At 61.9% G+C, this 24,649-nt stretch carries 20 protein-coding genes and 3 pseudogenes; 13 read left to right on the top strand and 10 right to left on the bottom strand.

Going from position 1 to position 24,649, the window contains the following annotated elements:
• Positions 1 to 303: 303 nt before the first annotated feature.
• The 4 genes from WBP07_RS22230 to WBP07_RS22245 all read left to right on the top strand — a co-directional run bounded on the left by WBP07_RS22230 (position 304) and on the right by WBP07_RS22245 (position 3,353).
• Positions 304 to 618 carry a hypothetical protein gene (locus WBP07_RS22230; RefSeq protein WP_395396037.1) on the top strand — a complete coding sequence of 105 codons (315 nt, stop codon included), beginning with the start codon at positions 304 to 306 and terminating at the stop codon, positions 616 to 618.
• A 358-nt stretch (positions 619 to 976) separates the two neighbouring features.
• On the top strand, positions 977 to 2,230 hold the full coding sequence (locus WBP07_RS22235; RefSeq protein ID WP_395396038.1) for a dipeptidase: 1,254 nt from the start codon (positions 977 to 979) through the stop codon (positions 2,228 to 2,230).
• A 117-nt stretch (positions 2,231 to 2,347) separates the two neighbouring features.
• Positions 2,348 to 2,926 carry a hypothetical protein gene (locus tag WBP07_RS22240; protein WP_395396039.1) on the top strand — a complete coding sequence of 193 codons (579 nt, stop codon included), beginning with the start codon at positions 2,348 to 2,350 and terminating at the stop codon, positions 2,924 to 2,926.
• Positions 2,927 to 3,092: 166 nt separating this feature from the next.
• A complete protein-coding gene (locus WBP07_RS22245; protein ID WP_395396040.1) occupies positions 3,093 to 3,353 on the top strand; it encodes a hypothetical protein in 261 nt (86 codons plus the stop codon).
• A 290-nt stretch (positions 3,354 to 3,643) separates the two neighbouring features.
• On the opposite strand, the gene WBP07_RS22250 is transcribed toward WBP07_RS22245, so the two are convergent.
• From WBP07_RS22250 to WBP07_RS22280, 7 genes and pseudogenes are all read right to left on the bottom strand, one after another.
• Positions 3,644 to 4,018: a hypothetical protein gene (locus WBP07_RS22250; protein ID WP_395396520.1), complete on the bottom strand. Its 375-nt coding sequence runs from the start codon at positions 4,016 to 4,018 to the stop codon at positions 3,644 to 3,646.
• A gap of 37 nt (positions 4,019 to 4,055) precedes the next feature.
• Positions 4,056 to 4,391: pseudogene (locus tag WBP07_RS22255) on the bottom strand (hypothetical protein); the annotation flags it as partial.
• A 1,015-nt stretch (positions 4,392 to 5,406) separates the two neighbouring features.
• Positions 5,407 to 6,474 carry an MBL fold metallo-hydrolase gene (locus WBP07_RS22260; protein WP_395396041.1) on the bottom strand — a complete coding sequence of 356 codons (1,068 nt, stop codon included), beginning with the start codon at positions 6,472 to 6,474 and terminating at the stop codon, positions 5,407 to 5,409.
• Positions 6,431 to 6,676: a hypothetical protein gene (locus tag WBP07_RS22265; RefSeq protein WP_395396042.1), complete on the bottom strand. Its 246-nt coding sequence runs from the start codon at positions 6,674 to 6,676 to the stop codon at positions 6,431 to 6,433. The genes WBP07_RS22260 and WBP07_RS22265 overlap by 44 nt, the downstream gene beginning before the upstream one ends.
• A 412-nt stretch (positions 6,677 to 7,088) precedes the next feature.
• Positions 7,089 to 7,251 (bottom strand): annotated as a pseudogene (locus WBP07_RS22270) (transposase); the annotation flags it as partial.
• Between the two features lie 130 nt (positions 7,252 to 7,381).
• Positions 7,382 to 7,606: a hypothetical protein gene (locus tag WBP07_RS22275; protein ID WP_395396044.1), complete on the bottom strand. Its 225-nt coding sequence runs from the start codon at positions 7,604 to 7,606 to the stop codon at positions 7,382 to 7,384.
• 188 nt (positions 7,607 to 7,794) lie between these two features.
• Positions 7,795 to 8,301 carry a DUF1003 domain-containing protein gene (locus tag WBP07_RS22280; protein WP_395396045.1) on the bottom strand — a complete coding sequence of 169 codons (507 nt, stop codon included), beginning with the start codon at positions 8,299 to 8,301 and terminating at the stop codon, positions 7,795 to 7,797.
• 256 nt (positions 8,302 to 8,557) lie between these two features.
• Between WBP07_RS22280 and WBP07_RS22285 the strand changes: the two genes are divergently transcribed.
• The 4 genes from WBP07_RS22285 to WBP07_RS22300 all read left to right on the top strand — a co-directional run bounded on the left by WBP07_RS22285 (position 8,558) and on the right by WBP07_RS22300 (position 14,468).
• Positions 8,558 to 8,797, top strand: a complete 240-nt coding sequence (locus WBP07_RS22285; RefSeq protein WP_395396046.1) for a hypothetical protein — start codon at positions 8,558 to 8,560, stop codon at positions 8,795 to 8,797.
• Positions 8,798 to 8,823: 26 nt separating this feature from the next.
• Positions 8,824 to 9,294 (top strand): hypothetical protein, encoded by a 471-nt coding sequence (locus WBP07_RS22290; RefSeq protein ID WP_395396047.1) that lies wholly within the window; start codon positions 8,824 to 8,826, stop codon positions 9,292 to 9,294.
• A gap of 28 nt (positions 9,295 to 9,322) precedes the next feature.
• Positions 9,323 to 9,619 carry a hypothetical protein gene (locus tag WBP07_RS22295; RefSeq protein WP_395396048.1) on the top strand — a complete coding sequence of 99 codons (297 nt, stop codon included), beginning with the start codon at positions 9,323 to 9,325 and terminating at the stop codon, positions 9,617 to 9,619.
• A gap of 313 nt (positions 9,620 to 9,932) precedes the next feature.
• Positions 9,933 to 14,468 (top strand): autotransporter domain-containing protein, encoded by a 4,536-nt coding sequence (locus WBP07_RS22300; protein WP_395396049.1) that lies wholly within the window; start codon positions 9,933 to 9,935, stop codon positions 14,466 to 14,468.
• Between the two features lie 149 nt (positions 14,469 to 14,617).
• On the opposite strand, the pseudogene WBP07_RS22305 reads toward WBP07_RS22300, so the two are convergent.
• From WBP07_RS22305 to WBP07_RS22315, 3 genes and pseudogenes are all read right to left on the bottom strand, one after another.
• Positions 14,618 to 15,457 (bottom strand): annotated as a pseudogene (locus WBP07_RS22305) (IS3 family transposase); the annotation flags it as partial.
• Between the two features lie 427 nt (positions 15,458 to 15,884).
• Entirely contained in the window at positions 15,885 to 16,346 is a 462-nt protein-coding gene (locus tag WBP07_RS22310; RefSeq protein WP_395396050.1) for a hypothetical protein, read from the bottom strand.
• 288 nt (positions 16,347 to 16,634) lie between these two features.
• Positions 16,635 to 17,537, bottom strand: a complete 903-nt coding sequence (locus tag WBP07_RS22315) for a S1/P1 nuclease (protein ID WP_395396051.1) — start codon at positions 17,535 to 17,537, stop codon at positions 16,635 to 16,637.
• Between the two features lie 207 nt (positions 17,538 to 17,744).
• On the opposite strand from WBP07_RS22315, the gene WBP07_RS22320 reads away from it, so the two are divergent.
• The 5 genes from WBP07_RS22320 (at position 17,745) to WBP07_RS22340 (ending at position 24,604) form a co-directional block, all read left to right on the top strand.
• Entirely contained in the window at positions 17,745 to 18,350 is a 606-nt protein-coding gene (locus tag WBP07_RS22320) for an RNA polymerase sigma factor (RefSeq protein ID WP_395396052.1), read from the top strand.
• Complete coding sequence (locus WBP07_RS22325; protein WP_395396053.1) at positions 18,319 to 19,317, top strand: FecR family protein; 999 nt, start codon at positions 18,319 to 18,321, stop codon at positions 19,315 to 19,317. Before WBP07_RS22320 ends, WBP07_RS22325 begins: the two co-directional genes overlap by 32 nt.
• Before the next feature lie 104 nt (positions 19,318 to 19,421).
• Positions 19,422 to 22,343: a TonB-dependent receptor gene (locus WBP07_RS22330; RefSeq protein ID WP_395396054.1), complete on the top strand. Its 2,922-nt coding sequence runs from the start codon at positions 19,422 to 19,424 to the stop codon at positions 22,341 to 22,343.
• Positions 22,344 to 22,355: 12 nt separating this feature from the next.
• Positions 22,356 to 23,570 (top strand): SGNH/GDSL hydrolase family protein, encoded by a 1,215-nt coding sequence (locus WBP07_RS22335; RefSeq protein ID WP_395396055.1) that lies wholly within the window; start codon positions 22,356 to 22,358, stop codon positions 23,568 to 23,570.
• A gap of 11 nt (positions 23,571 to 23,581) precedes the next feature.
• Entirely contained in the window at positions 23,582 to 24,604 is a 1,023-nt protein-coding gene (locus tag WBP07_RS22340; RefSeq protein WP_395396056.1) for a nuclease, read from the top strand.
• The last annotated feature ends 45 nt before the right edge of the window (positions 24,605 to 24,649 follow it).

Consider the following 24,649-nt stretch of genomic DNA (forward strand, 5'->3'; position numbering starts at 1 on the left):
GGTTTGACTTAAATTTGATTGCAGTTTTAATTCATACGCAAAAGTAGTGAAATATTACATTGTGCAGACAGTCCGCCGGTCGAGTGATGAGCAGACTCGCGCCGATCGAAGTGAAATCGTGGCGATGCTCGCGCGACACGAACATCAGGGAAGCATCTACATCGGCCTGATGCCGAATACCCGCGCAACCAGCTCGATCTGAAAAGCGGTAAGAGCGGTGCCGTCATCGGCCACGATTGTATAGCGCCACACGTCTCCACGCTCATCGTTCATGGCAGCTTCGACAAGCGTGTCGATCGTTCCATGCCGGATAAGCTCGCCAAGCGGTATCGGGCAATCCGCATTCAGGTGGCTATCGTGCGCACGAAACAGCTTCCCGGTTGCCTTGACTTCGCTTGCCTGCATCGCCTCCCTTTCGGCTTATGGTCGGATAGGCTCGATGAAAAGCGTCCTCACTTCATTCACATAGTTGATGCGAAGACCAACAAGTTGGCGACTGGCGAATGCCGCACGCGTGCCTTCCGCAGCCTTTTGACCGTGCTCGGCGCAATCCTGATTCGCCGCTTGCCGCGAGCATTGCTGCCCTGCCGAGCAATCGGCACGGCAAAAATCCCGTGACTGAAAAGGTTTGGCTGGCTTCCCGGCGCAAACGCATGTCGGCCACGCTTGGCGCCGGCCTTCAAAAATTGGCGCTTCGCAAATCCGCCAATCGGCAAGACTTCGCCGCGCGGCTCGCGAAGCGCATAATTCCCGATCGTTCCGCGCCCGCCAGCCTCAAGCAAGCGGCGGCAGCGCCTGTGCGCCTGCATCCTGCTGCTGCTCGAACCCGGATACGGTGACACCGACGAGGCGCACGCCCTTCCCGGCCCGCAGGACCGAGCGGATCGGCGCCATGCTCGCCTCGCGCAGCGTCTCGGCGGCGCACGGCCCTCGCCCCTCGGCTCGGAATGGGGCTTTCCCCAGCAGCTCCTACGGAATGCCTCCGTCTTTCCTGGATAGCGGCCCGCCTTTTCAAAATCAGTTCCGTCGATCCAGAACGCCGCCCGTCGAAGCCCAATTGCCGAAAACGGCACCCATAAGCCAATTCGAGCCACTCAATCGGGAGGAAGAAATGGATCGACGTCAAGTTCTTGGCTTTGCAGGCGCGGCAATTTCAGTGGCAGCATTCGCGCCGGCACGCGCCTTTGCCGACGCCGCCAAAGGCTCCCAGATTGCCTCTGGAGGGCTGCTCATCGACGGCAATCTCATGCCTCCGCTCGACCCGGAAGCCCCTCTCGACGAGGAATTTGCAGCGCTGGTGCGCTCGTCGGGTCTTACCGCCCTCAAGATGACGCTGGGTGGTAGCGGAAATCTCGACAAGGCACAGACCGATGCGGATATCGCCGATGTCGGCAAGGCCATAGACAAGAATCCGCAGTTGTTTACGCGCATTCGGGCTCCCTCGGACTTCGTCGAGGCCAAGCGAAGCGGGAAAGTGGGCATCATCTTTTCCTTCGAGGCCGGGGAGATGCTCGAGGGCAAGGTCGATAACATCGACCACTTCCGGCAAGCCGGCGTGCTGGTGATGGGTCTCACCTACAACCGGGAGACGCCTTTCGGTTCGGGGGTACTTTCCAGGAACCCAACGGGGCTGACACGGCTCGGCCGCGAAGCGGTCGCGAGGATGAACGCACGCGGCGTATCGGTCGACATCAGCCACTGCGACGAAGCAACCAGCCTCGCAGCCATTACCGCGTCCCGCGCTCCGGTGCTGGTAACTCACGCTGGCTGCGCTGCGATATACAAGCACCCCCGCAACAAGTCGGATGCCCTGCTTCGGGCGCTGGCGAAGAAAGGCGGGGTCGTCGGCATATACGAGCTGAGCTTTCTCGTACCCTACCCCGCGCAACCGGACATCGCCGACTACATCTCGCATCTTGACCACGCGTTGAAGGTTTGCGGAGAGGATCATGTCGGGATCGGCACCGACGGCCCGCTGACGCCGTTCGATACTTCGCCGCAAAGCATGGCCGCCTGGAACGCAGAAATCGAACGGCGCAAGAAATCCGGTGTTTCCGCTCCGGGCGAAGGTCCGCCGCCTTTCGTGATCGGGCTCAACCGACCAGACCGCTATTCGGTGATCGCCGATGCCATGGCCGCACGAGGCTATCGCTCCCGCACGATCGAAAAGGTGCTGGGCGAAAACTTTGCGAGGGTCTTTGCGGAAACCTGGAAGTCCGAACCGCAATAGGCATGTAACCGAGCGCTTACTCAGGTGACCACCTGTGGGCTGATTATGACAAACTCAGCCTAGCCAGATTGGGAACGATCGTTACACATGTGCGCTCCCTACTCCGGGAGATTACCTATGGCCGCAAAACTGAAAGTATTCCGAACGGCCGCTGGTTTTCATGATGTCTATGTTGCGGCGACCAGCCAGAGGGCCGCGCTCGCGGCGTGGGGCGCAGACAGCAATCTTTTCGCCAGTGGCTTGGCCGAGCGGGTCGAGGATCCCGGACTCATGAAGGCGCCGCTCGACAATCCCGGCACGGTAATCAAGGTGCCGCGAGGCACTGCGGCAGAGCACCTGTCTTCGCTCCTTGCGCTCCCGCGCAAGACAGCAGCCAGGCATTCCGCACCGGCGGCTGAAGATGAGCCGGTCAAAAGCCGTCGGTCCAAGGCTGCTCCACCGCCGACGCCGAGCAGGCCTCCGCCACCCCGCCCGAACAGAAACAAGCTCGATGAAGCCGAAGAGACCCTCGTCCGACACGACCGCGACCTTGAAACGGAACTGGCTGAGCTCGAGGCCGAGCGAAAACGGATTTCGGAAAAGATTGCCGCCCGGCGCGCTGCGGCCGACAGACGGCGTGCCAAGCTCGCCGGTCGCCGCGACAAGGCAAAAGAAGTCTACGAGGTGGCTATGGATCGCTGGCGCAAGGCGACTTGAGGCAGAGCCGCGCCGAACCGAGAGGAGCAACTCCTTTCAGCCCGAAAGGTTTAGGCGTCTTGCGCCAATTGGAGTACCTTCCTGCCATCGTCGGCCCTGAAAGGCCCGCTGACGCCTGAGAGACAGCCGATCGTTGCGTGCTCCCGCCAAGTCGAGGAGCACTGCCATGCACCGCTTCACCATCGTGCCCACTGACCCGTCCCATCAGCCCATCGAGATAACCGCTCTCGATGCCGCAGCCGTCCTTCCGATCATCGACCGGCTCGGTTGCGGCGAGGTCCACGTGCATCGCAACAGCGCCTATGTCTTTTCGGCCCAGCCTAACGGCAATGGTTTCTGGTCGATCTTCCAGCGCAAGGATTCCGCGGAGATCCCGGCAGGTTCGGGCCTGCCGTTCTTGCCCCCGCCGACTTCCAGGTGGGATTGATCGACCCTCCGGTCCAAAACGCCCGAACGACAGCGATTTCAAGGAATGCAACCAGATAGGGCAACACTGGTTGCATTCCTTGCATTTGCGGGAGCGCGCTGCAACCGACATATGGCGTGTGCCTTTCAGGCATCCTCTCCCAAAAGACTTCCCAAGCCGGCCCTCGTGGCCGGCTTTTTTTTGCGCCTTTGCTTCGGCGGACCGAGCATGTCAGCCAAACACCCAGTAGCGGGCTCCCCTCTCGTCCTCGACCAGGAAGTAGTCGCGCACGCTCAGCCATTCCGCTTCGCTCAGATGCCATTCGCCATAGATGCGCTCCGGGCCGTCGCCGCGCGCCGCCTGACGCCGCGCCACACGAAATGAACCGGGGGATGGTCGGGCAGAAGCGCCATCGTCTCGATCGTTTCCGGGCGTACGAGCAGCCGCGCCGGGCGCGGCCAACGCTGCGGCCAGCGCAGCAGGGTCGGATCAGCCATAGGCGCGATGCGCAGGGTCGAGCGCTCGGGGATATGGCTTTCGCGCGCGGCCAGCCGGAAGAGCCGTTCCTCGCCGACCCGATTGCCGAGCACATCGACGAGCGCCGCGACTTCGGGAACAGCTCGCTCTCCCAGCGTCGAGATCGTGCGAAGACCGAGCGGCTCGGCGACAGGGGCAGCGAGCATCATACGCTCGACCCCCGAAGCCCGGATCGATGGTCTGGATTTTGTCGCAGAGAAGGCGCGCCAATTGCTTCTCGCGGCTTGGCTTTGCGAGTCCCGCTCGGATCGCCTGCACTGCATTGTCGACGCGGTGGAAACGTAGGTCGAGCCGGCGTGCGCCAAGCCCTGCTTCCTCCAGCTCCAGAGCCAGCGCGTCGACCAGCTTGCGCGTATAGCGTTCGAGCGTCTCGGCCGCGCCGATCGGCTCGGCAAAGCGCCGCTCAACCTCGATGCGCTCGCGTGCTTCGACCGGTTCGAAGGGCTCGGAAAGTCGGCCATAAACCTGATCGAGCCGGGCGCGACCGCAGCCTCGATCTTCGTCGCGATTTCGATGATTCAAATAGCGAATCGTTTGAAAGCAGCTCGTAGTGTCGTAAAGTTAGCGAGCCCTTAAAGGGCATCGCACGCACCCCCAGAACCCGCTGAGCAAACGCTCGGCGGGTTCGACCACAAAACGCTCAATAAGGCGGGCTTGCTCTCGCAGAGAACGAACTTTGACATCGCTTTTTGTTCTCGTCGGTATGGGCTCAACTAAGCGGAGCGGCTCTCAATCAACGGCGCTCCTGCTTTGTGCACCTTTCCCGTTGCGTTCTGGTGCTGGGCAAACGTTGGCTTGGACACGTCTTGGAGCTGCGCGATAAAGGCTCACAGACCGACAGCTGGACTGGCCGCGGTCTCTTCCATGCCCACACCGGACGACAGAGATCGCTACCGGATCACTTAGCCGTCAGCGGACTTCCGTTCTGGAACGACGCATGACCCTACGAAAGTCAGCTTTTTTTCCATGGGGTACAACAAGGTCTGGCAGAATAGTCGACGGGGAGCCTGTCCGTTCGGACAGCTTTTATAATATCCTGGCGCCCAGTGCAGTTTTCGGCTCGTCGTCCCGGCCAAACCAGCACTATCGGGCACCGGATCCTGTCGCAGATCGATGATGTCCAGCCTGGCGCCTGCCCGGCATGCGATACGCCGGATAAACGCCCCTCCTCTCCCTACCTCGTTTGTTTAAAATCATGCAAACTGACCACGCGCCCGTTTCATTGCCGCCTGGGTTTCTCATTGTCTCACGCCGTGGTTTAAGCTTGCATGAGGGATTCGGGATGATGGGATCTTCAGGCGAGCGCTGGAAAAATCCTTGTTGACCGCACCCGAATTGCAAACGGAAATCCTTTGTCCGGCCCCGACCCATTATTCGTAATGGCGAAATGCGCCTGCGTTAGAACGACAACGAAGGCGGAGCGAGTTGGTCCATAATTTGAGCTGGCAAAACAAAAAATCCCAGGGCCGCCCGATCTCCATGTCCGATGACGATCAAATCTCCCGATCGCCGTGAACCGACCTGGTTTCGCCATTGCTTATCGGACGCTGGGCACTTCCCAGGATTGCCCGGCATCCAGCGTGCGGAAGCGGCCCGGCTGGATGGCACGACGGGTCAGCGTAGCCGCCAATCGCGTTGGGGCGTCATCCACGGCTTCCTCTCCCAATTCGAAAGTGCCCCAGTGCACGCCCAAGGCCCAGGCCGGATGAAGAATGTCGAAAGCCTCGACCGCGCCATCGGGGTCGATATGGTTGCCGGTCTGCTTCTCGGTCAGCTTGTAAGGGGCGATGGGCAGGATCGCGAGGCGGATCGGACGCTTACCCTGCGCGGCCTGATGCGCCCAGACCATCTTCCCATCCCCGGTATCTCCTGCATAGTAAAGGTCGCCACCGGAAGGCAGGGCGATGCGAAAGCCGCACCATAGGGCACGGTCCCGATCGTCGTACCATCGCGCGCTCCAGTGATGAGCGCGGGTAATTACCACATCGATGCCGGGCCGAAAGCGGAATGCCTGCCCCCAATCGCCCGCCGTCGCCTTGATCCCGTGGTCCGCAAGCACGGTATCATTGCCAAGCCCTGTCAAGATCATTGGATGATCGCGCTGATCGATCTCCTTCAACGCGGCTATATCCAGATGGTCGTAGTGGTTGTGGCTGATCAGGATAAGATCGATCGGCGGCAGATCGTGCAGCTTTACGCCGGGTTCCCGTACTCGGCGCGGGCCCACAAGTTGGACCGGGGAATCGCGGTTTGCCCACACCGGATCGATCAGGATGTTGACGCCCTGCGTCTGCACCAGCGTGGTGGCATGGCCGATCCAGGTTACCAGCATCCGGCCTCCATCCACCCGGCGTGGCGGCACTGTCTGCACCACCGGGACAGAGGCGGGCCAAGTATGATGCCCGGCCTTTCCCTCGGCAATGCGCAGGAACGTGCCGGGACCGTCTCGCTGGGCGCCTCCGGTGCCATCTTCGCCTTCCGGATTGAAGAAGTGGGCTCCATCGAAATGGTCGGATTTCGGGCCGTGATAGTAGATCCGCGATGGCGGCGTATGGTTGCCGTCAAGGCATCCCGCCAGCGCGAGAGAGAGCGTCACGGAGAGCATCAGGCAGAACGCGGGAAATGCCGGCAAGCGGCGCCTCATCGAAGGTATACTCCATGCCGATGGCGCCGCTCCATTGGTCAGCGCTGCCGACGTCCGCGGCGATGGGAGAATGGCGATCGACGGCCAGCAAGCGCTGATATCCCCGCGCCGCGAACACGCCGAGACCGTCGAGCAGATTTCCCGAGATCGAATGCACTGCCATCGTACCGAGAGTCGTTCACGCCGCCCTGCCCAGAGATATCATCACGATGTTCGAGCCAAACCGTCTTTTTTTCAAACGCATGCCGCAATCGTCGGACTAGCATGAATCGAAACTCCCCACCAAGCCAATCAACCCAGGTATCTCCGCGCGATTGCCTAGGGATGCCTCCTTTCCCGCGAACCAATATTAAAATATGGCGCCCTGCGGACTCACCCTGGAAACCGACGGCTGCCTATCGGGGGGTAGGTAGACGTCGGTCCATATGAATGAGTATCCGACCGCCGGGGCCTCCAAGTGCTGAGGCAGCGCAAGGTGGCCCCCTTACAATCTCCGCCTAACCATTATAAGTTAGGCCAGTCTTCAGACGGGGTCTCTGGCTGCTCTGCCGGAAAAGCTTGCTTGCAGCATGCAGGCCGTATCGTGATGGGATGTCCGCCCAGGGCGCCCCGTCCCCAGCCGCCAGAATATGTCATTGAGCACCCGGCGGTCATCGACACGCGGCACTCCTCGCACCTAGTCGGCAAGAGCGGTTCGATCACAGACCACTCGAAATCCGTCAAACCGAACCGCGCCATATCAATTCCCTTTTCGGAGAATGAATCAGATCGCGGCCCCCTTTGGGAATCCTGTTCATGAGTATGTGACCTATTTCACACGTCCCGCTGCCGGAAACCGGCAATCGTCCGTAGCGCTGGGGTGCGAACTTTATCCCTTCGCGGTGCCGCCGCGTTTCTCATGCCGCTTCTTCGCCGCATATCCACCGATGGCGAACGCGACGATTGCGAGCGGGCTCATCCTACGCAGCAAGGTTGCCGCTCCCACGCCAAGCAACGCACCGCGGGTCCCGCTGATCCCACCGGCCTCCTTGGCTATACGCTGGCCGGCAACGGCTCCCAGGATTTTACCAATCATGTGCTTCTCCTTCACCATGACAAAGAAGCCGCAGCGCGATTGTTCCAGAACCCGTGAACTTTCAGTCGTTCTTCCAAGGTTGCACCGCCTGCCTGTTACCGGAGACATAAGACAGGACGCATCGGAAATGCACCCGCTCGCGGCAAAATAGGGCCCGGGAACTTGGATGGGCGGCTCACTCGAACCGCGCGCAGACGCTGAAGAGATCAACCGCGACATTCCGGAGGGAGTGCTTCGCCGTGATGCCACATGCAATGGCGACGCGCGAAAATATTGGCGCGCAGCCTTGCTGGGCGGTTCTGGCTCATCATGATGATCGGCGCCTGAATCGCGGTCAGCATCGAAAGCATCAGATTCAGGAAGATATAGGGATAGGGGTCGAAGGCGATGTGCCAATAGCCCTGGATGTCGGTGTTGAGCACCATCCATGCCAGCAGCACGACCATGAAGGATATGATGAAACCCCACGAACCGCCGATCGCGGCCGCTTTGTCGGCCAGGCGATCCCCGTAGTAGGCCCGTTCATCGGCCATATCCGCCGCATCCTGACTGGTCAGGTTACGCGTGCGGATATCCTCAAGAACGTTCTGCTCTTCCTCGTCGAGCGCATCGGGCTGCTTGCCGAGGAGAGATTCAGCCAGTTCCCGAATGTCGGCATGACCTGACGCCGGCTCTTTGACCGGCACCGTGGTCCGCTTCACCGCCTTGGTCATTGCCTTGATCATGCCTGCGCCTCCCCTACGGGCCCGCATCGCCTCATCTTTGGCTTACCCCCTCCTGCGCGTTTCAGCATTGCGTGGACATCGCCGCTTCCTGACCAATCCGTAACGTTGCAGCGTAAGGCTTTTGTCAGCGGGCCGGCGGCAGAGTCCTTTACGGTTACGAACACAATGTAGCCATTCGAGGTCTCGAGCCCACCGGACTTCCAGCCCGAACTCCCGCACCTCCTTCTTGGAAGGAGCTTACGTGATGTCCGCCGGTAACCTGTCACTCAACCGCCGTCGCTCGGTGGCCATGGCCGCGATCGCCGCCGCATCGGGCGCGCTGCTGCTCGCAACTTTGCCGAGTCCGGCCTCTGCCGAAAACTATCCCCCTTGCTCGGCAACGCGGACCGACGAATGCACGCAATCCCACCATGCGGGCAAGGCGATGCTCAGCAGCCATCCCCAAAAGGGACATGCCCGCAAGGCAAAAGGCGCCGACCGGTGAAGGCGCGGTATCCAGCCGGAGCCCTGATGCTCGCTGCACTCGTCGCCGGATGCACAACCGCCGGCACCGGCTACGGCCAGCCGCGCGGCCTGGGAGGCCCCAACGCCACCTTCACCTGGCAGGCGCAAAGCGCACGATCGGGAACGATGAACGCGTCGCTTTCCGATGGCAGCAGCTATTCCGGCCCATTCTTCCAGGTAACGCGCGAGACCCGCGTGGACGAACTGGCCCCGTTGTGGGTCGGCTGGGGGCCGGGAATAGGGCCCGGCTGGGGCCCTCGACGCGGCTGGGGCGGCAGCTGGGATTACTGGAGACCGACGCAAAGCGTCATCACCCACTATTCCGGCAGAGTCCTTGCCAATCTTGAAGGTCCAAGCGGCCACATGCGCTGTCGCTTCACGCTGATGCGCCCCTCCAGCGGCATGAGCGGCGGCGGCGAAGGCCAATGCCAGCTGCCGGCCGGCACCCGGCTCGATGCGAGATTCCCGCCGCGATGACCCATCCTAAGTCCAATCAATCAGGACTTTGGATAAGCGCCCGCTCTTCGCCGGCCCGAACTACGATATCGTGCACGATGTGACGCTTGGCCTCGAGCTGCGTCATCAGATTGACGAAGTCACCAACACCACCCCCAGCTACCGCGTGGGTGGCGTGTTCGACCACGCCTATCTCGCCACGCTCGTTCACGCCGATCCCAATCAGATCGTTGGCGTGACCGGCAAGCGCACGGCCACGTTCAAGGCCGCATTGCCCCGCGTCATGCTCAACTGGCCCGCCGCTCGCGACCCGTCCCCAAACGCCATTGCATTAGGAACAAATTAAGAGGGAAGCCCCATTGAGCAGCCGCTGGGAATAGCGGCCAAACTGCAGGCTGCAATCGACGGGGCAGAACGTAATGGCATTGGAACTGGCGGACATGATTGGAAAGGTTACTCGGAGCAAGGGGCTTCGCGGCGCAATTCTGACAACGACGGCGCTCGTTGGTACTACTCAATTAGCACTCGCGAATGGCGGGGCCTCGAATCAAAGCGAGTTCGAGACAGCACTGAATGCTGCCAATTCGGATCCAAGCCAGACCATTAACATTTCCAGCAGCTTCAACGTCTCCAACCCCATCGTCTCGGCAACGAACGACGTGACGATCTATCTTGGCGCCAACACGCTTGGCATAACCGGAATGGGCGCAAGCACCGGCAGCCTAACGATTGCGGGAACCGGCGGGTCGAGCATCCTAAGGCTCACCGGCACGAACACTTTCAATGGGCTCAGCGCATCGAGCAGCGTTGTCGAGTTCGACAGCGACAGCGCATTAGGCACTGGGCCGATTACGCTTACAACGCAGTCATTCAAGGCGATCCAGGACGCCAGCGTCTCCAAGAACATCACATTGGCCGGTTTAGGCGCGTCATTCATTACTGATGGCCATGTCATGAGCATCACCGGTGCGATTGGCGGTAGCGCGCCGTTGATTGCCACTGGCGGCGGCACTCTGGTGCTATCGGGAGCCAACACCTACACCGGCCAGACGATCATCGACGGGGCCACGCTGCAGTTAGGCGATGGCGGGAACACCGGTTCGATCGCCACGACGACGAGCGTCGCCTTGTCGAACAACGGCACGCTGGCATTCAACCGGTCCGATGACACGACCTTTGACCGCGCGGTATCGGGTTCTGGACTAATCGTCTCGCGCGGGGCTGGCACAGTCACGCTTTCAGGTGCGTTGACCAACAGTGGTGTTCAGGCGGCGGCAGGCAGCGGCGGGGTCGTCCTGGCAGGAAATCTCACGACGGCAGGAGCTAGCTACACTGGCTCCTCGGCTGCAGCGCTGGTCGATCAAGGCGGGAACCACCTGTTTATCTCCGGAGGCACCCTCACTGCGACATCGAATTCGGGTCTGGAGGACGGCGTCCAGCTCAATGGCGGCACCCTCACGATTACCAGCGGCAGCATCGTAGCCAAGACTTCAGGTGTCTATGTCCGCTCGGGCGGAGGCGTGATCGAAAATGCCGGATCCATCACGGGCGGAGACAGCGGCATCAACTTCTCGGGCAGCGGCAACCAGTCGCTGACGGTAACGGGCGCAGGATCCTACACCGGCGGCAGCGACAGCGGCGACACCGGTATCTATGTTCGCGCAGTAAATGGCGACATCGTGCTTGGGACGGCAGCCTCATCGCTCGGTGCGATCTCGGGCTCCCAAGGCATCGATGCACAGGTGAGCGGCACAGGCGCGTTACAGATCCTGACCGGCGCCAGCGTCGTCGGGAATGCCGGCAAGGCCATTACCGCAATTGCTAACACGGGTGCCGTCTCCGTTACCGCTTTGGGGAATGTTACCTCGAACGGCGCAGGCAACGCTGGCATTTACCTCTCCGGAAACAGCAATGCCAACAGCATTACAATAGGAACCGCGGGCGCGGCGAATGAGCCCGTCGTGCAAGGCGCGATCGGCCTGCGCCTGGGCGGAACGGGCACCACGACCCTCGCCAACTATGGCACGATCGGCACCAGCGGTTCGGCAACCAATGCCGTCCAGATCGATACCGGCACGCTAGTCCTCACGCAGGCGGGCACGGTCACCGGCAATATCGCGATCGTTGCGGCCAACAGTGCTTTGACCGTCGACTCTGCGACGGCGCAGGCCCTTTCAAGCACGATCACCGGTTTAGGCACGTTCAACCAAAATGGCACGGGCCTGCTCACCCTGACGGGCGTGAACGGCACCTCCACCGGCCAGTTCAGCGGCACCGTGAACATCAACGCAGGCATTCTTGCGGTGAACGGCACGCTCGGTAACACCGCGACCAACGCCGCGACCGTGAACGTCAATGCAGGCGGCACGTTACATGGTTCCGGGACCATTGCCGGGTCGATCAACGTCGCTTCGGGGGCCACGGTCTCCGCCGGTAATTCGCCGGGCACGCTGACGGTCAACGGCAATTACACGCTGGCGAGCGGCTCCACTTCCTTGTTCGAACTGGGCACACCCAGCGTTTCGGGTGGTGCGGACAATGACCTTATCAACGTCGGCGGCAACCTGACTCTCGCGGGTACGCTCAGTCTGGTCAGTGCGGCTGATTCCTCCGCCTCGCCGGTGGCAGGGGCCTACCGTCTCTACAATTACGGCGGCACGCTCAGCGGCAGCTTCGATACGGTGACCACGCCCACCGCTCAGTCCGCAACCGTCTACACGACGATTCCGGGGCAGGTGAACGTGCTGATCGCCAATGCCGGTCAGTCGCTGCAATACTGGGATGGCACTGACACTTCGGGCGCAGCTGCAGGCGGCCAGGGCGGTACGGGCATCTGGAGCGCTGCGGCCACCAACTGGACCGGCTCCCCCACTGGCAACGTAAACGCATCCTGGGGCTCGGGCGTCGGCATCTTCGCCGGCAGCGCGGGCACAGTCACCGTCACGGGCGCGCAGGACATCCAGGGGCTGCAGTTCACGGTCGATGGATATCAGCTTGTAGGGTCGGGAACGCTCAACCTGACCGGCGATCCCTTCTCGACTCCGGACCAGAGCTTCGTCAACGTGGATGACGGGGTTGGTGTGACCATCGCCAACACGCTCACCAGTACGGATGGGGAGATCGGTCTCGTGAAGCTTGGCGCGGGTACGCTCACCCTGTCGGGCACGAACACGTACACGGGTACGACCAGCGTCACGAACGGCACGCTGGCGCTGGTGAGTGGCGGTTCGCTTGCTTCCGACGTGTCGGTTGCCGCAGGCGCCACGTTCGAGAATGCCGGTACCGTAGCCGGTGTCGTCGCCAATGGCGGAACGCTCACAAGCACGGGCATCCTCGACGCCGGTCTGACGAACACCGGCACGGCGCAAGTTTCCGGCCAGATCAACGGCGCGGTCAATAATGGGGGCAATCTGCTTCTCATGGACACGACCACGGGCGTTGGCGGGCTTGTGAACGACGCTCTGGTCGATCTCGGCGGTACCGCTTTCAGCATCGCCTCGCTGTCGGGCACGAGCACGGGTGCCGTCCTGCGCAACGGGCAATTGACCGTGGGATCGGACAACAGTTCCACCAGCTATGCCGGTACGATCACGGACGGGGCCGCCACCACCTCGCTCACCAAGACGGGCAGTGGCACACTCACGCTATCCGGCGTGAGCACCTACACCGGCGCCACCATCGTCGGTGCCGGCGCACTTGACGTGACGGGCTCGCTCGGCTCCGCCATTACCGTATCCAACGGAGCCCTGTTGTCGGGTACGGGCACGATCGGAAACCTGACCGTTGCGCGAGGCGCGACTGTCGCACCCAGCGCCGGTCGCTCGATCAGCACGCTGAGCGTGGCAGGCAATGTCACATTCGCGGCCGGTTCAACCTATCAGGTCGCCACCACTCCCGCGGGACAGTCCGACCGCATCGCCGCTTCCGGAACGGTCACGATCCAGGGCGGCACAGTCAACGTTCTCGCCGGAGGAACTACCTATAGCCCGTCAACCCGCTACACGATTCTATCGGCAAACGGCGGCATCAGCGGCACCTTCTCGAACGTGTCCACGAACCTGGCGTTCCTGACGCCCTCGCTGGACTACACCGGCAATGCGGTGACCCTGAACCTGACGCGCAACGACGTGTCCTTCATCGATGTGGCCCAAACGCGCAATCAGCGTGCCGTTGCGACGGCAGTCCAGGGGTTGGCCATCACTTCGGCCCTGCCGCTGGCGATTGTCTCGCTCGATGCGGCAGGAGCGAGAGCTGCCTACAACGCCTTGTCCGGCGAAAGCTATGCGGCGGTTCCGCTGGCCCTGCTCGATGAAGGGAGGCATGTACGCGAAGCACTTCTCCTCAATGGGCGGCGGACGGGCGACGGTTTTGGCCTGTGGGGCGACGCGATGGACGACAGCGGCAAGTTCGACCGCGACGCGTCGTCGGGAACGGCCGCATTGAAGACGCAACGTGATGGCATCATCACCGGCATCGACTATGGCAAGGACGGTTTCCACGCCAGCATCGCAACGGGCTATTCCCACGGAACCTACAATCAGAATGCGCTCCGGAGCCGGTCGACCGTGAAGTCCTATTACGCTGGCGGTGCCGCCGACTATCGCTTCGGCCCGCTTCGTTTGCAGGCTGGCGGGACGTATAGCTGGCATACGCTCGACAACGACCGCTCCGTCGACTTTGCCGGTTTCTCGGATGCGCTTCACTCGCGCCAACACGCCAACAGCGTGCAGGGCTTCGGTGAAGTAGGTTACGCGCTTTTCAATGGTGCCAAGGCGGCGTTCGAGCCGTTCATCGGCTACACTCACCAACATGTGTCTGTCGACCCGACGGAGGAAGTGGGCGGCGCGGCAGCCCTCACCGTGGCCCGCGTAAAGCGGGATATCGACCTGGCTCGGATCGGATTCCATTTCACCGGCTCGGCACCGATCCCGGGAACGGAAGCGACCTTCGAGCCGCGCCTTTCGCTCGCCTATCAGCGGAGTTGGGGCGATCGAACGGGAAGCGCCACCGTTGCGCTAGCCGGTGCTGCTCCCTTCGAGGTGTCCAGTGCAAGCCTGCCGAGAAATGCCATGCTGATCGACAGTGGCTTCAATATCGTGATGGGCAATATCCGACTGGGTGCCTCGTATCTTGGTACCGTGGGCGGCAGCCAGTTCGACCATGGTGGCCGCGTGACGTTCGGTATCCGGTTCTGATCTAATTTCACCGACGACGCCTCGAATTCCGAAAAAGATTGTCGGGGCGTCGTCGATCCATTCTCGGCACATAATCCCACGTAACGTGAACCTTTATTGCTTAACCCTGTCCCGGAATTGCCACCGGCCAGAACGAGAGATCCGGCTTTTCATCGGCCGGGGTTAACCCCGGCCGATGAAGCGAATCCGGCCGGTGTCATGAGCCCCAGGGATGTGTGAGGTCGGGTCTCGTTGAAGTCCGTCCGCCACGCTTCGATCTTGCTCCTGGCGTCGTCCAAAGACAATAACCAGTGCGTGTTCAGGGATTCGTCGCGACGCCGGCCGTTGAAGCTTTCCACGAAACCATTGTCTGTCGGCTTTCCAGGCCTGCCGAAGTCCAGCGTGACGCGGTTGATATAGGCCCAATGATCGAGCGCCCGAGAGATGAATTCCGGGCGGTTGTCCACCCTGATCTTGGCACGCGCGCTGCCGCGCTCGAACAGCAGGCGATCCATCACAGCAACCACCAGCTCGGCCTTGATCCCCTGATCGACACGGATCGCCAGGCACTCGCGGGTGTAGGCATCAACGACCGTCAAGGCGCGGAAGCGCTTGCCATCGAACAGGGCATCGGACACGAAGTCCATCGCCCAGACTTCGTTTCTGTGCGAGGGCAGAGGCGTTCCACCCGCCACGCGGCCATGACGTGCCGACGGGGCCTTTGGGCCCGTAAATTAAGGCCTTCCAGGCAATAGAGGCGATGTGCTCGCTTCACATTCACCTCCAACCTTCGCGCCGAAGCAGTACATGGATGCGACGATAGCCATAGCGCACGCGGGTCGCGGCGATCTCCTTGATCCTGTTCCTGAGCGGCGCCTGGTCGCTTCGGATCGACCGATAGCGGTGCGTCTTGCGATCGAACCGGAGAACCGCGCAGCTACGCCGCTCGCTCACCGATAACGATCCTGCACCCAATGGACGATCTCGCGCAGTCTACCAGGCGCTACACTTAATGAGATGACCCGCCCTGTCTTCCCGCCCACACTCTGGGAGCAAAGGAGGAAGAAGCGATGACAATACGCCACAAACCCCGCGATGCAGCGGTGTTCGGCATAGATATTGGCAAGACGGCGCTTCCACCGCTCCCACAGCTCGACCTTCTGGGCTGACGTGAACCAGAGCCGTGAAACCACCATCGCCCACCTCCTCATCCTCTCAGATTAAGGTGTCGCGGTGATCTGTTGAATCTACCGGGCGCCATCTGCCGGTAGCGCCCTCCCCTGCCCCGCCGACAAAGCGGTCGTCGACCATTTCATCTGGGTCCCTTGATAGTCGTCCTCCTTCATTCGCAGGACAACCAATCCCAACGCGCATCAAGTTTCGATGACGTTTGACCGGGCAATAGAAAAGACGCTGCGGCACGCATTGGAAAATTTACTATCCCCTTGTGAGGTCTAACAAATGCCGAACGAAGCGGGCAGGCATAAGAACCGTCTTTCCATTCATACGTGCCCACACTGGCGGCGGTTGGTCCTCCCAGGATGGGTAGGTCAAACTCAACAGTTCTCGATCTTCCTCGCCTTCGACGTAAACGACAATGCGTTTATCAAAATGGTCTGTGGCACCTGTGATCTCTGGAAATGACTGTTCGCAAAGGGTTTTTTGAAAATATTGAGCAAATACGGAACGAACTAAATATTGGTCCGTACCCTTTTCGATGATGTAACGAGACGAAGGAGGAACCCTGAACGAGATTCCCGGCGATATGATGCGCAGATGGATGATGTCTCGCGCGTCACCGGTAGTGCAAAGTGTCGAGGGCGACCTGCCCTCTTCAGCATTCACGGAAGCGCTGATCGAAAGGCACCCGAGCGCCAAAGCAATGAGTTTGAATTTCATTCTGATTTTGTGCCCAGGCCCATCAAGGATGACAATATCGGCGAATCCGGAAAGTCCGGTCTTGGGTTAAAAATGGTCAAACTGTTACTCGGATCCATCGCGAGCCTGCCAATGCCACCCTGTCCCGCCAAGCAATTCCGCCGACAACGGTCGCAGATCAGCCGGAATGCCCTTTCCGCAAACCGGCCAATCATTCATGTCCCGTGCGAGGCCCGAATCGAGGTATACAGGACGAAGGGGTTGCCGATCCGAACGTGACCTCCCTGCGCAGATAGGTTCTTGCGCGTTCTAGGCCAGTATCGTGGCGAGCAGTTCCGCCAGTCGCAGACCCGCCTGCTTGAGCCTGTAAGAGACCAGATAATATTCCTTGGTTTCGTAGTCCGCCGGCAGGACCGTCGGAACAGTGGAACAGGCCACCCCGGTTCGGCCGCCGCAGACAGGCACCTTGTACGCATCGCTCGACGTCGGCGTTACCGGGTCGAGGAAGATGCATTTCTTTGCCAGATTGCGGCTTTCTACTGCCCAGTCGCGCGGAGTGTAGCCCGTGGGCGGATTGAGCGTGGTATCGGCCCACAGCTCCTTGCCCAGTTGTATAGCCGTCAGCCCGTGCTTCTTGACGATGGAATAGTCCCACACGGAATGCATGTCGGGGTACTTCACCACACCGTTCGTCGTGGTGGGGAGCAATATGCCGCCGGGAATGTCGACCTGGTTCTGTGCGCCGCCGGGCTCGGTGCCGTGAAGCGGCTGATGCAGATCGCCGACCAGATGGAGAATGAACTTCAGGGCAGTCAGCCGCTCGTCGTTGGTCTGGCTCGTATCCTTGAGGATCGCGGCATATTGCGCGATCGCCTTGTCCGCGCAGGTCACGGCCGGCTGGTCGGCAATGCAGGCGGGATCACTGCCCGATGGCACGGCCGCAAGAACCGGAATCCGCACCGTGTGTATCAAGTTCGGATAGGATGTGCGCACATCGTCTGCCCAGCCGGCCACATCTTCGTCGTAGAGGTTCGCATCGCCCAGGATCTGGGCAAGCTGCGCCCATACCGCCTTGTTGTCGGTCTTGAGTTTGGCTTCCGCGACGAAGCCGATGGCCGCATGGCCGGTTTTCGTCCAGGCATGGGCAGGCCCCGCCAGTACGAGCGATATGCCGAAAGCAGCGCAGAGCGCGACGCACGCTCGCGTAATCATCCTGTTTATCATGGACGTTCCTTGGATCTGATGGTGACGAAAAAGCCCGCCGCCCGAATGATCGCGCAGGGCGTTTCGGCACCTAGATGCAAGAGCGCAGGTCTTCCGCCATGCCGCGCCGGATTTATTTGCAAGGTCTACACACATCGTCGCCGGGCACTGTAATTGTATCCAAATTGTCATTCTCCGCAGATAGGTGGGGCAGCCATGTCCTTCTCCCGAGAACGTGCTGTCTGGTTGGGAAGCCACGTCTTTCCGCACGAAGCCGCCCTGCGGCAGTGGCTGGGCGCACGCGCGTCATCGGCGGGCATGGAAGTCGATGACGTCGTGCAGGAAAGCTATGCGATCCTGGCCTCGCTCGAACGCGTGGACCACATCCGCAACCCGCGCACGTACTTGTTCGAGGTCGCCAAGTCGGTGGTTCTGCAATCGCTGCGCCGGGCGAAAATCGTAACGATCGACGTTCAGGCCAATACTCAGGTTCTTGAAATCCCCGAAGATGCGCCCACCCCGGAACGCGTGGCAGCCGATCGGCAGGAGCTTTCGCAGGTCGCCGCCGCGATCGCCGCCCTGCCGGACCGCTGCCGCGAGGTTTTCACCTTGCGCAAGATACAGGGCCTGAGCCAGCGTGAAGTCGCCCAGAAGCTCGATCTGGCCGAAAGCACGGTCGAAAAGCACATGGTCAAGGCGCTGGCGATTCTGACGAATGCAATCGGGCGTGGCGGAAATTGTCGGAATACGTCATCTAGGCTGCGTGAACAGCGAAACGACAGCGAAGGCAATGACCGACCCCATGAGCGTGAGCGCGCTTGACGACCGTGCCGCGTATTGGGCGCTTCGTGCCGACGCCAATACGCTGAGCGTCCGGGAGCAGGAAGAACTCGACGCCTGGATTGCAGCCGACACCCGGCACGCAGGGGCCTTTGCACGCGCGATGGCGGCGAACGCCTATCTTGAGCGGGCGGTGGCACTGGGCGTGGAGCGCGATCTCACTCACGAGGCAAGTGCTCCGGCCGAACCGGTGGAGGAGGCAGATGACCTGCGCATGCGCCGGGTCAACCGGCGGCTCTGGCTGGGCGGCGCGGCCGGCGCCATTGCCGCCTCGGTCCTGGCCGCTGTCGGCTTGGAGAAATTCACCCGCACAGAAACGCTGAACGCCGAAAAGGGAAGCGTGCGCCGCGCCGCGCTGGCCGACGGCTCCGCAGTCACCCTGAATTCGGGAACCCAGGTTTCGGTGTCGATGCAGCCGCTCGAACGCCGGGTCAGCATGCTCGCGGGCGAAGCGAATTTCGATGTGGCCAAGGATGCCGCCCGCCCGTTCATCGTCGAGGCCGGGGCCGTACGCATTCGGGTGGTGGGAACCAGTTTTCTGGTCCAGATCTCGGACATCGGCGACGTCGCCGTCACAGTGCGCGAAGGTCAGGTCGAGGTCCGTGCGACGGGGGCGCAACCGTACCTGTTGTCGGCTGGAGACCGGATCGACGTGCCGGCGCGCGGCCCGGTCGCGCAAGGCCAGCTTTCCCCGGGCGATGTCGATCGGGCAGGCCTGTGGCAAAGGGGCGAGATGGACCTGACCGGTTTGACACTCGCCGATGCCGCCCGCCAGTATGCCCGCTACTCCGACCGGCGCATCCTGTTCGGCGACCCCGCTCTGGGCGAACTGAAAGTTGCCGGCGTGTTCTCAACCAGCGATCCGGCCGGTTTTGCACAGGCCGCCGCCCTGGCGCACGACCTTCGCGTTACGGTCGGCGATGACACGGTCACGCTCTCTCGCAAGTAGATTGTGGATCGCAAATAAATTTCACCGCTGGATGGAGGATCGTCGGGCGGCCCGCATCTAGCCCTCGAAAGCGGCAGACACGCCGCTTGTGGGGACAGGTTACCATGATTTCGAAACTTTTTTGCGGCAGCGGCCTTGCCGTCGTCGCCTGTGCGATCGCCACGCCGGCGATAGCGCAGGAACGCCAGTTCGACGTGCCCGCGCAGCCCCTGCCGGCCGCCATCGCCACGCTGGGACGGCAGGCGCAAGTGCAGATCGTTGCCCCCGGCGAAGGCCTGGAAAAGCTGCGGAGCCGCCCGGTCAAGGGCCGCATGGACGCGCGGGCCGCGCTGCGCATGCTGATCTCCGGCACCGGCCTTGAAATCGCCGCGGACGACGGCGCGCGTATCGTCCTGCGCCGTGCCAGGATCAGCGAAACCCAACCTGTCGTTCCGGGTGATGCCGCACCTGGGAGCGACATCGTCGTCACCGGGTTTCGCGCCAGCCTGACTTCCGCGCGGGAGATCAAGAGAAACTCGTCCTCCATCGTCGATGCGGTCGCGGCGGAAGACATCGGACAACTTCCCGACAACAGCGCGACGGAGGCTCTGGCCCGCCTGCCCGGCGTGCAAATCTTCCGCAATCGAGGCGAAGGTCAGTCGATCACGATCCGCGGCATCTCCAGCGTAGTGACGATGATCAACGGGCAGGAAGCCTATACCGGTTCCTCGCGGAGGACCTTGTTGAACAGCTATCCGGCAGGGATTATCCGCTCGATGGAGGTATACAAGGCGCTGACGCCCGATGTGATCGAAGGCGGCATCGGCGGAGCTGTCGACGTGCAACTGCGCCAGCCGCTGGATTTCAAGAAGGGCCTGAGCGCCGCCGGCACGATCCGCGCCAGCTATGACGATCAGGCCGAAAAGCTGATGTACAATGGCGACGTGCTGCTGGCCGGTAACTGGGACACCGGTGCAGGCGAGTTCGGCATCCTGCTCAACGCATCCTACACACGGCGCGACTACTACGAATCCTATCGCGAGAACCTGCAGCCGCAGACCAATGCTGCCGGATACATCCTGCCCACCGGCATCCTGGCGAAGAATCCCAAGGGGCATTACCAGCGCCCGGTCCTGACCGGCGAGATCCAGTGGCGCCCGGCCTACAACTTCGGCGTGCATCTGCGCGCGACCAATGTCACGGACGACAACACCTACACCGATACCGACTTCCAGACGAACATCGCCGCCACCACCCCGCTCAGCAACGTCGAACTCGTCGATGGCACCAAGATCGTCAAGAGCGCTACCTTCACCGCGCCCGCCACGTCCGGACCGCGCTCCAACCATACGCATCAGGTGCTCGATACAACGCAAGTCGAACTGGGCGCGGATTTCACGTCCGGCATTGCCACGCTGACCTCCAGCGCCGTCTACACCACGTCGCGGATCAACACCGACCAGCAGCTGTTCCTGCTGGCGTTCAACAAGGCGCCGGTGATCGACGCGGTATTCCAGAGCGACAGCAAATGGGGCGGCTTGGCCTATTCGTACCCAACCGTCGACATCACCGATATCAACCAGTTTCACGTTCGCGCCTATTCCGACACCCGCGAACGCCAGAAGGGCCAAGGCCTGCAATGGCGCGGCGATCTGGAGCTGGACACCGGCCCGGGGTTCTTCCGGTCGCTCAAGTTCGGCTATCGCTACGCCAGCCGTACCGCGAAGTACCGGTCGGGCACGGGTCTGGTGGACCTGAACGCGCTGAACCTGCCGATGTCCTCGTTTCCCGGCGGTGACACGCCCGTAGTGCTCTCCCGCCGCCCGGCTGCCGACGATGCATCCATCCCGTCGGGCTGGGTGGGTTACGATGCCGGTTACCTGAACCGCGATGCCAATGTCATCGCGCTCAACGAATACATTCGCACGTTGAAGGGGATGAGCGGCTACTTCACCGATAATGGCCGCCCGGCTTATGATCCGGAAAGCTCGTTCGATGGCAAGGAATCGAGCTTCGCCGCTTACGGTCAATTCAAATACGGCTTCGAAATCGCCGGCATCCCGGTGGACGGCGTCGCGGGCGTGCGTGCCGTGAATACCTGGCTGTCGATCGATGGAACCCAGCGGATCAAGGAAAACACCCCAACGACCGGGGGCACCATCACGCGCTACGAACCGATTCACGGCCGCCAGAACTACATCGATGTAGACCCCGCGATCAGCGCCATCGTCCACTTCACCCCGCAGCTTCAGCTTCGCGGCGCCTGGACCAAGACGTTCAGCCGGCCCGATTTCTCCAACCTCAATCCCACCGTCTACCTTGTGCAGGTCCAGGCCGCCTCGGGCAGCTATACGGGTGTGGCGACATCGGGTAATCCGGACCTCAAGCCGGTGCGTTCCACTAATTGGGACTTGTCGCTCGAATACTATCTCGGGCGCACGGGCGCGATCGCGCTTGCGGGCTTCTATCGCAACGTCAAAGGCTACATCGTCAAGACGACGCTTGAGGACGATGCCGTTCCGGGCGCGCTCGGCACCGTGGACGTGACCAAATACGTCAACGCCGGCAATGGCTACATCAAGGGTATCGAGGTGGGCGCCAGCACGTTCTTCGACTTTGCCCCCGGCGTGCTCCGCCACTTCGGCGCTTCAGCGAACTACACCTACATCCAGTCCGAACAGAACCTTCCCGCGACCGACGCCAGCGCCGCATTCAAGGGCCAGACACCCGGCATCTCCAAGAACAGCTACAACACCAGCCTGTTCTATGACGACGGCAAGTTTCGCGCGAAAGTGGCCTGGTCATGGCGCAGCGACTTCACGCTCAGCTACAATGCGACCGACCCCAGCAGGAACCTGAACTGGTATCCCATCTCGCGCCTGGACGCATCGGCGACGTACAACTTCAATCGCAACCTCTCGCTCACGGTGGACGGCACCAACCTGCTGAACCGGCCACAGCGCGCCTATTGGGGGACCAAGGCCTTTACCGATCGCGTCTATTTCGAAGGGCGCGTCTATTCGGCCGCCCTGCGGTTCAAGTTCTGAAGGGGCGGCGCAATGAAGAACCTTATCGCAGCAGTTCTGCTGTGCGGAAGCATGGCGTTGGCCCCCGCAGCGCAAGGCGAGACGGTGCGAGCCGGCACCGGGCCTGAATGGGCCGGCGCATGGGGATACGCCACATCGCCGGCAACGGGATCGGTCAAGGCGGAAAACCCCGCCGGAACCTATCGTTACCGCATGCGTGTCAGCCAGTCGGGCGATGCCGTCAGGCTGACTGTGACCAATCCCGATGGTGCGCAGGAGCTGAAAATTGCGACGATCACCGTCGCCAGGGCAGCCGACCGGGATGGCTTCGCGCTGGATGCGCAGAATATGCGACCTGTCACGCTTGCAGCCGGCTCCGGTGCGGCGCTGTCTTCCGGCCAGACGATCGTCACGCAGCCGGTCGGACTGGCGGTGAAGGCGGGCGATGACCTGATCGTCGAAATCGCCACTTCCGCGCCCAGCACCACCGTCGCCGGCAATGCGGGCTTTCCGGCCTCATTTGCGCCGACGACCGGGGGTGCGGCGGGTGCTACCCTGCAGACGATCAAGGTCCGCCCGCTCGTAACCCAGATTGCCGTGCGCAACCCGTCGGCCCCTTGCACCATCGTCACGCTCGGGGATTCCATCACCGAGGGCGCGCGTGGAACCCGGCCCGACTGGCGTGGATGGCCCGGCGTACTTGCCCGGCGGCTGACGGAAAAGCACCCCAAAAGCCATTGCGGCGTCGTCAATATGGGGATCAGCGGCAACCGCCTGCTACGCGATGGGCGCGGCACGGCCGCGATCAATCGTTTCGAACGCGACGTGGCTTCCGTGCCCGGGGTCTCGCACCTGATCCTCCTCGAAGGCGTGAACGACATCTGGCGCGCCACCCTTCCCGGCGAACCCGCGCTGACGGCCGACGATCTGATCGCGGGCTATCGCAAGCTGATCGCCGCCGCCCATGCCCGCAATATCCGGATCATCGGCGCAACGATCACACCGGGCTTCGGTTGGAAGGCCTTCACCCCGGCGATGGAAGACATCCGGCAAAAGACAAATGCCTGGATCCGCTCAAGCGGGGAATTCGATGCCGTGATCGACTTCGAAGCGGCCCTGCGCGATACCGCGACACCGCCGGTGATCAAGCGCGCATTCGATTCCGGCGACCATCTGCATCCAGGCAATGCCGGTTACGAAGCGATGGGCCGGGCCATCCCGCTCTCGCTGTTCCAACCCGCACGTTGATGAGATCCTGCTTGCCCAACAACGCCCGCAACCGCCTCGCGGCTTCGTTTCTGGCCGCCTGCCTGATGGCCATGCCGTCAGCAGCATTCGCCTGGGGCCAACAGGCCCATGCCGCGATAGACGGTGCCGCGATCGAAGCCTTGCCAGCGGATGGTCCCATCTTTCTCAAGGCTCAAATCGACTATGTCACTGGATCCGCGACCCTGCCCGACAAATGGCGCGCAGCAAGCGAGCCATTCGCAAAAATCGAGGAGGATCCCAACCATGGCTGGTTCAGGGAACAATTTGCGTTCTTGAGCCCCATTCCACGCTCGCGCTATGCATTCGTGCTCGCGCTTTATCGTGAACGGCAGCGGATCAAGGAAAGCGATCCTGAAGCCGCCGCTAGAACGAATGTCCGTTGGACGGGAACGCTGCCCTATGCCGTTATGGAGCAGTACGAAAACCTGGTCGCGCAGATGCGTCTGCTGCGGGAAGCGCGGGCAAAAGGCCGGGCGGATCAGGCAAGGTTTCTTGAACAGAGCTGTGCCTTCACGGTCGTGCGCCTGGGCCACTATATCGGCGATCGTTCCCAGCCGTTGCACGTATCTGTCAACAGTGACGGCTGGCGGGGGCCAAACCCTGCCGGATTTACGCGCTCCGGCACCGTTCACAGCAAGTTTGAATCCCGATACGTCGCCCTGATCGGCTTGACCCCGGCCGACGCCGCCAGCCGGATGCGGCCGATTGCGCGTCAGGACGGTGATCTGTTCTCCGAAATCCTGGCATTCCTCGAAGAGAGCGGCCGACATGTGGAGGCCGTCTATCAACTCGACAGCCGTGGCGCGCTCGACAACACGGGCGACACGGCTGCCCGGGAGCTAGTGATCGATCGCACTGCCGCCGGGGCAGCCCTGCTCCGGGACGTAATCGTGCGCGCCTGGCACCAGTCGGCGACACCGCCGCTCGATACCCCGGACCCACTCGATCCGGCCAATCCCGATTACGATCCCGATACCGGTTCCGCGCCCGCCGCGTTTCAACTTCGGCGATAACGAGAAAGTCCAGCGGCGGTTGATCCCGTGCGTGTCACAACCATC

Source organism: Novosphingobium oxfordense (genome assembly GCF_044029435.1).
Classification (GTDB): domain Bacteria; phylum Pseudomonadota; class Alphaproteobacteria; order Sphingomonadales; family Sphingomonadaceae; genus Novosphingobium.

Excerpts from the sequence above, each read along its gene's own strand:
- WBP07_RS22285 (WP_395396046.1), top strand. The coding sequence starts at position 8,558 with ATGTCCGCCGGTAACCTGTCACTCAACCGCCGTCGCTCGGTGGCCATG.
- WBP07_RS22325 (WP_395396053.1), top strand. The coding sequence starts at position 18,319 with ATGACCGACCCCATGAGCGTGAGCGCGCTTGACGACCGTGCCGCGTAT.
- WBP07_RS22335 (WP_395396055.1), top strand. The coding sequence starts at position 22,356 with ATGAAGAACCTTATCGCAGCAGTTCTGCTGTGCGGAAGCATGGCGTTG.
- WBP07_RS22315 (WP_395396051.1), bottom strand. The coding sequence starts at position 17,537 with ATGATTACGCGAGCGTGCGTCGCGCTCTGCGCTGCTTTCGGCATATCG.
- WBP07_RS22275 (WP_395396044.1), bottom strand. The coding sequence starts at position 7,606 with ATGGTGAAGGAGAAGCACATGATTGGTAAAATCCTGGGAGCCGTTGCC.
- WBP07_RS22235 (WP_395396038.1), top strand. The coding sequence starts at position 977 with ATGCCTCCGTCTTTCCTGGATAGCGGCCCGCCTTTTCAAAATCAGTTC.
- WBP07_RS22330 (WP_395396054.1), top strand. The coding sequence starts at position 19,422 with ATGATTTCGAAACTTTTTTGCGGCAGCGGCCTTGCCGTCGTCGCCTGT.
- WBP07_RS22230 (WP_395396037.1), top strand. The coding sequence starts at position 304 with ATGCCGGATAAGCTCGCCAAGCGGTATCGGGCAATCCGCATTCAGGTG.
- WBP07_RS22290 (WP_395396047.1), top strand. The coding sequence starts at position 8,824 with ATGCTCGCTGCACTCGTCGCCGGATGCACAACCGCCGGCACCGGCTAC.
- WBP07_RS22280 (WP_395396045.1), bottom strand. The coding sequence starts at position 8,301 with ATGACCAAGGCGGTGAAGCGGACCACGGTGCCGGTCAAAGAGCCGGCG.
- WBP07_RS22240 (WP_395396039.1), top strand. The coding sequence starts at position 2,348 with ATGGCCGCAAAACTGAAAGTATTCCGAACGGCCGCTGGTTTTCATGAT.
- WBP07_RS22260 (WP_395396041.1), bottom strand. The coding sequence starts at position 6,474 with ATGCTCTCCGTGACGCTCTCTCTCGCGCTGGCGGGATGCCTTGACGGC.
- WBP07_RS22320 (WP_395396052.1), top strand. The coding sequence starts at position 17,745 with ATGTCCTTCTCCCGAGAACGTGCTGTCTGGTTGGGAAGCCACGTCTTT.
- WBP07_RS22250 (WP_395396520.1), bottom strand. The coding sequence starts at position 4,018 with ATGATGCTCGCTGCCCCTGTCGCCGAGCCGCTCGGTCTTCGCACGATC.
- WBP07_RS22310 (WP_395396050.1), bottom strand. The coding sequence starts at position 16,346 with ATGAAATTCAAACTCATTGCTTTGGCGCTCGGGTGCCTTTCGATCAGC.
- WBP07_RS22245 (WP_395396040.1), top strand. The coding sequence starts at position 3,093 with ATGCACCGCTTCACCATCGTGCCCACTGACCCGTCCCATCAGCCCATC.
- WBP07_RS22265 (WP_395396042.1), bottom strand. The coding sequence starts at position 6,676 with ATGGCAGTGCATTCGATCTCGGGAAATCTGCTCGACGGTCTCGGCGTG.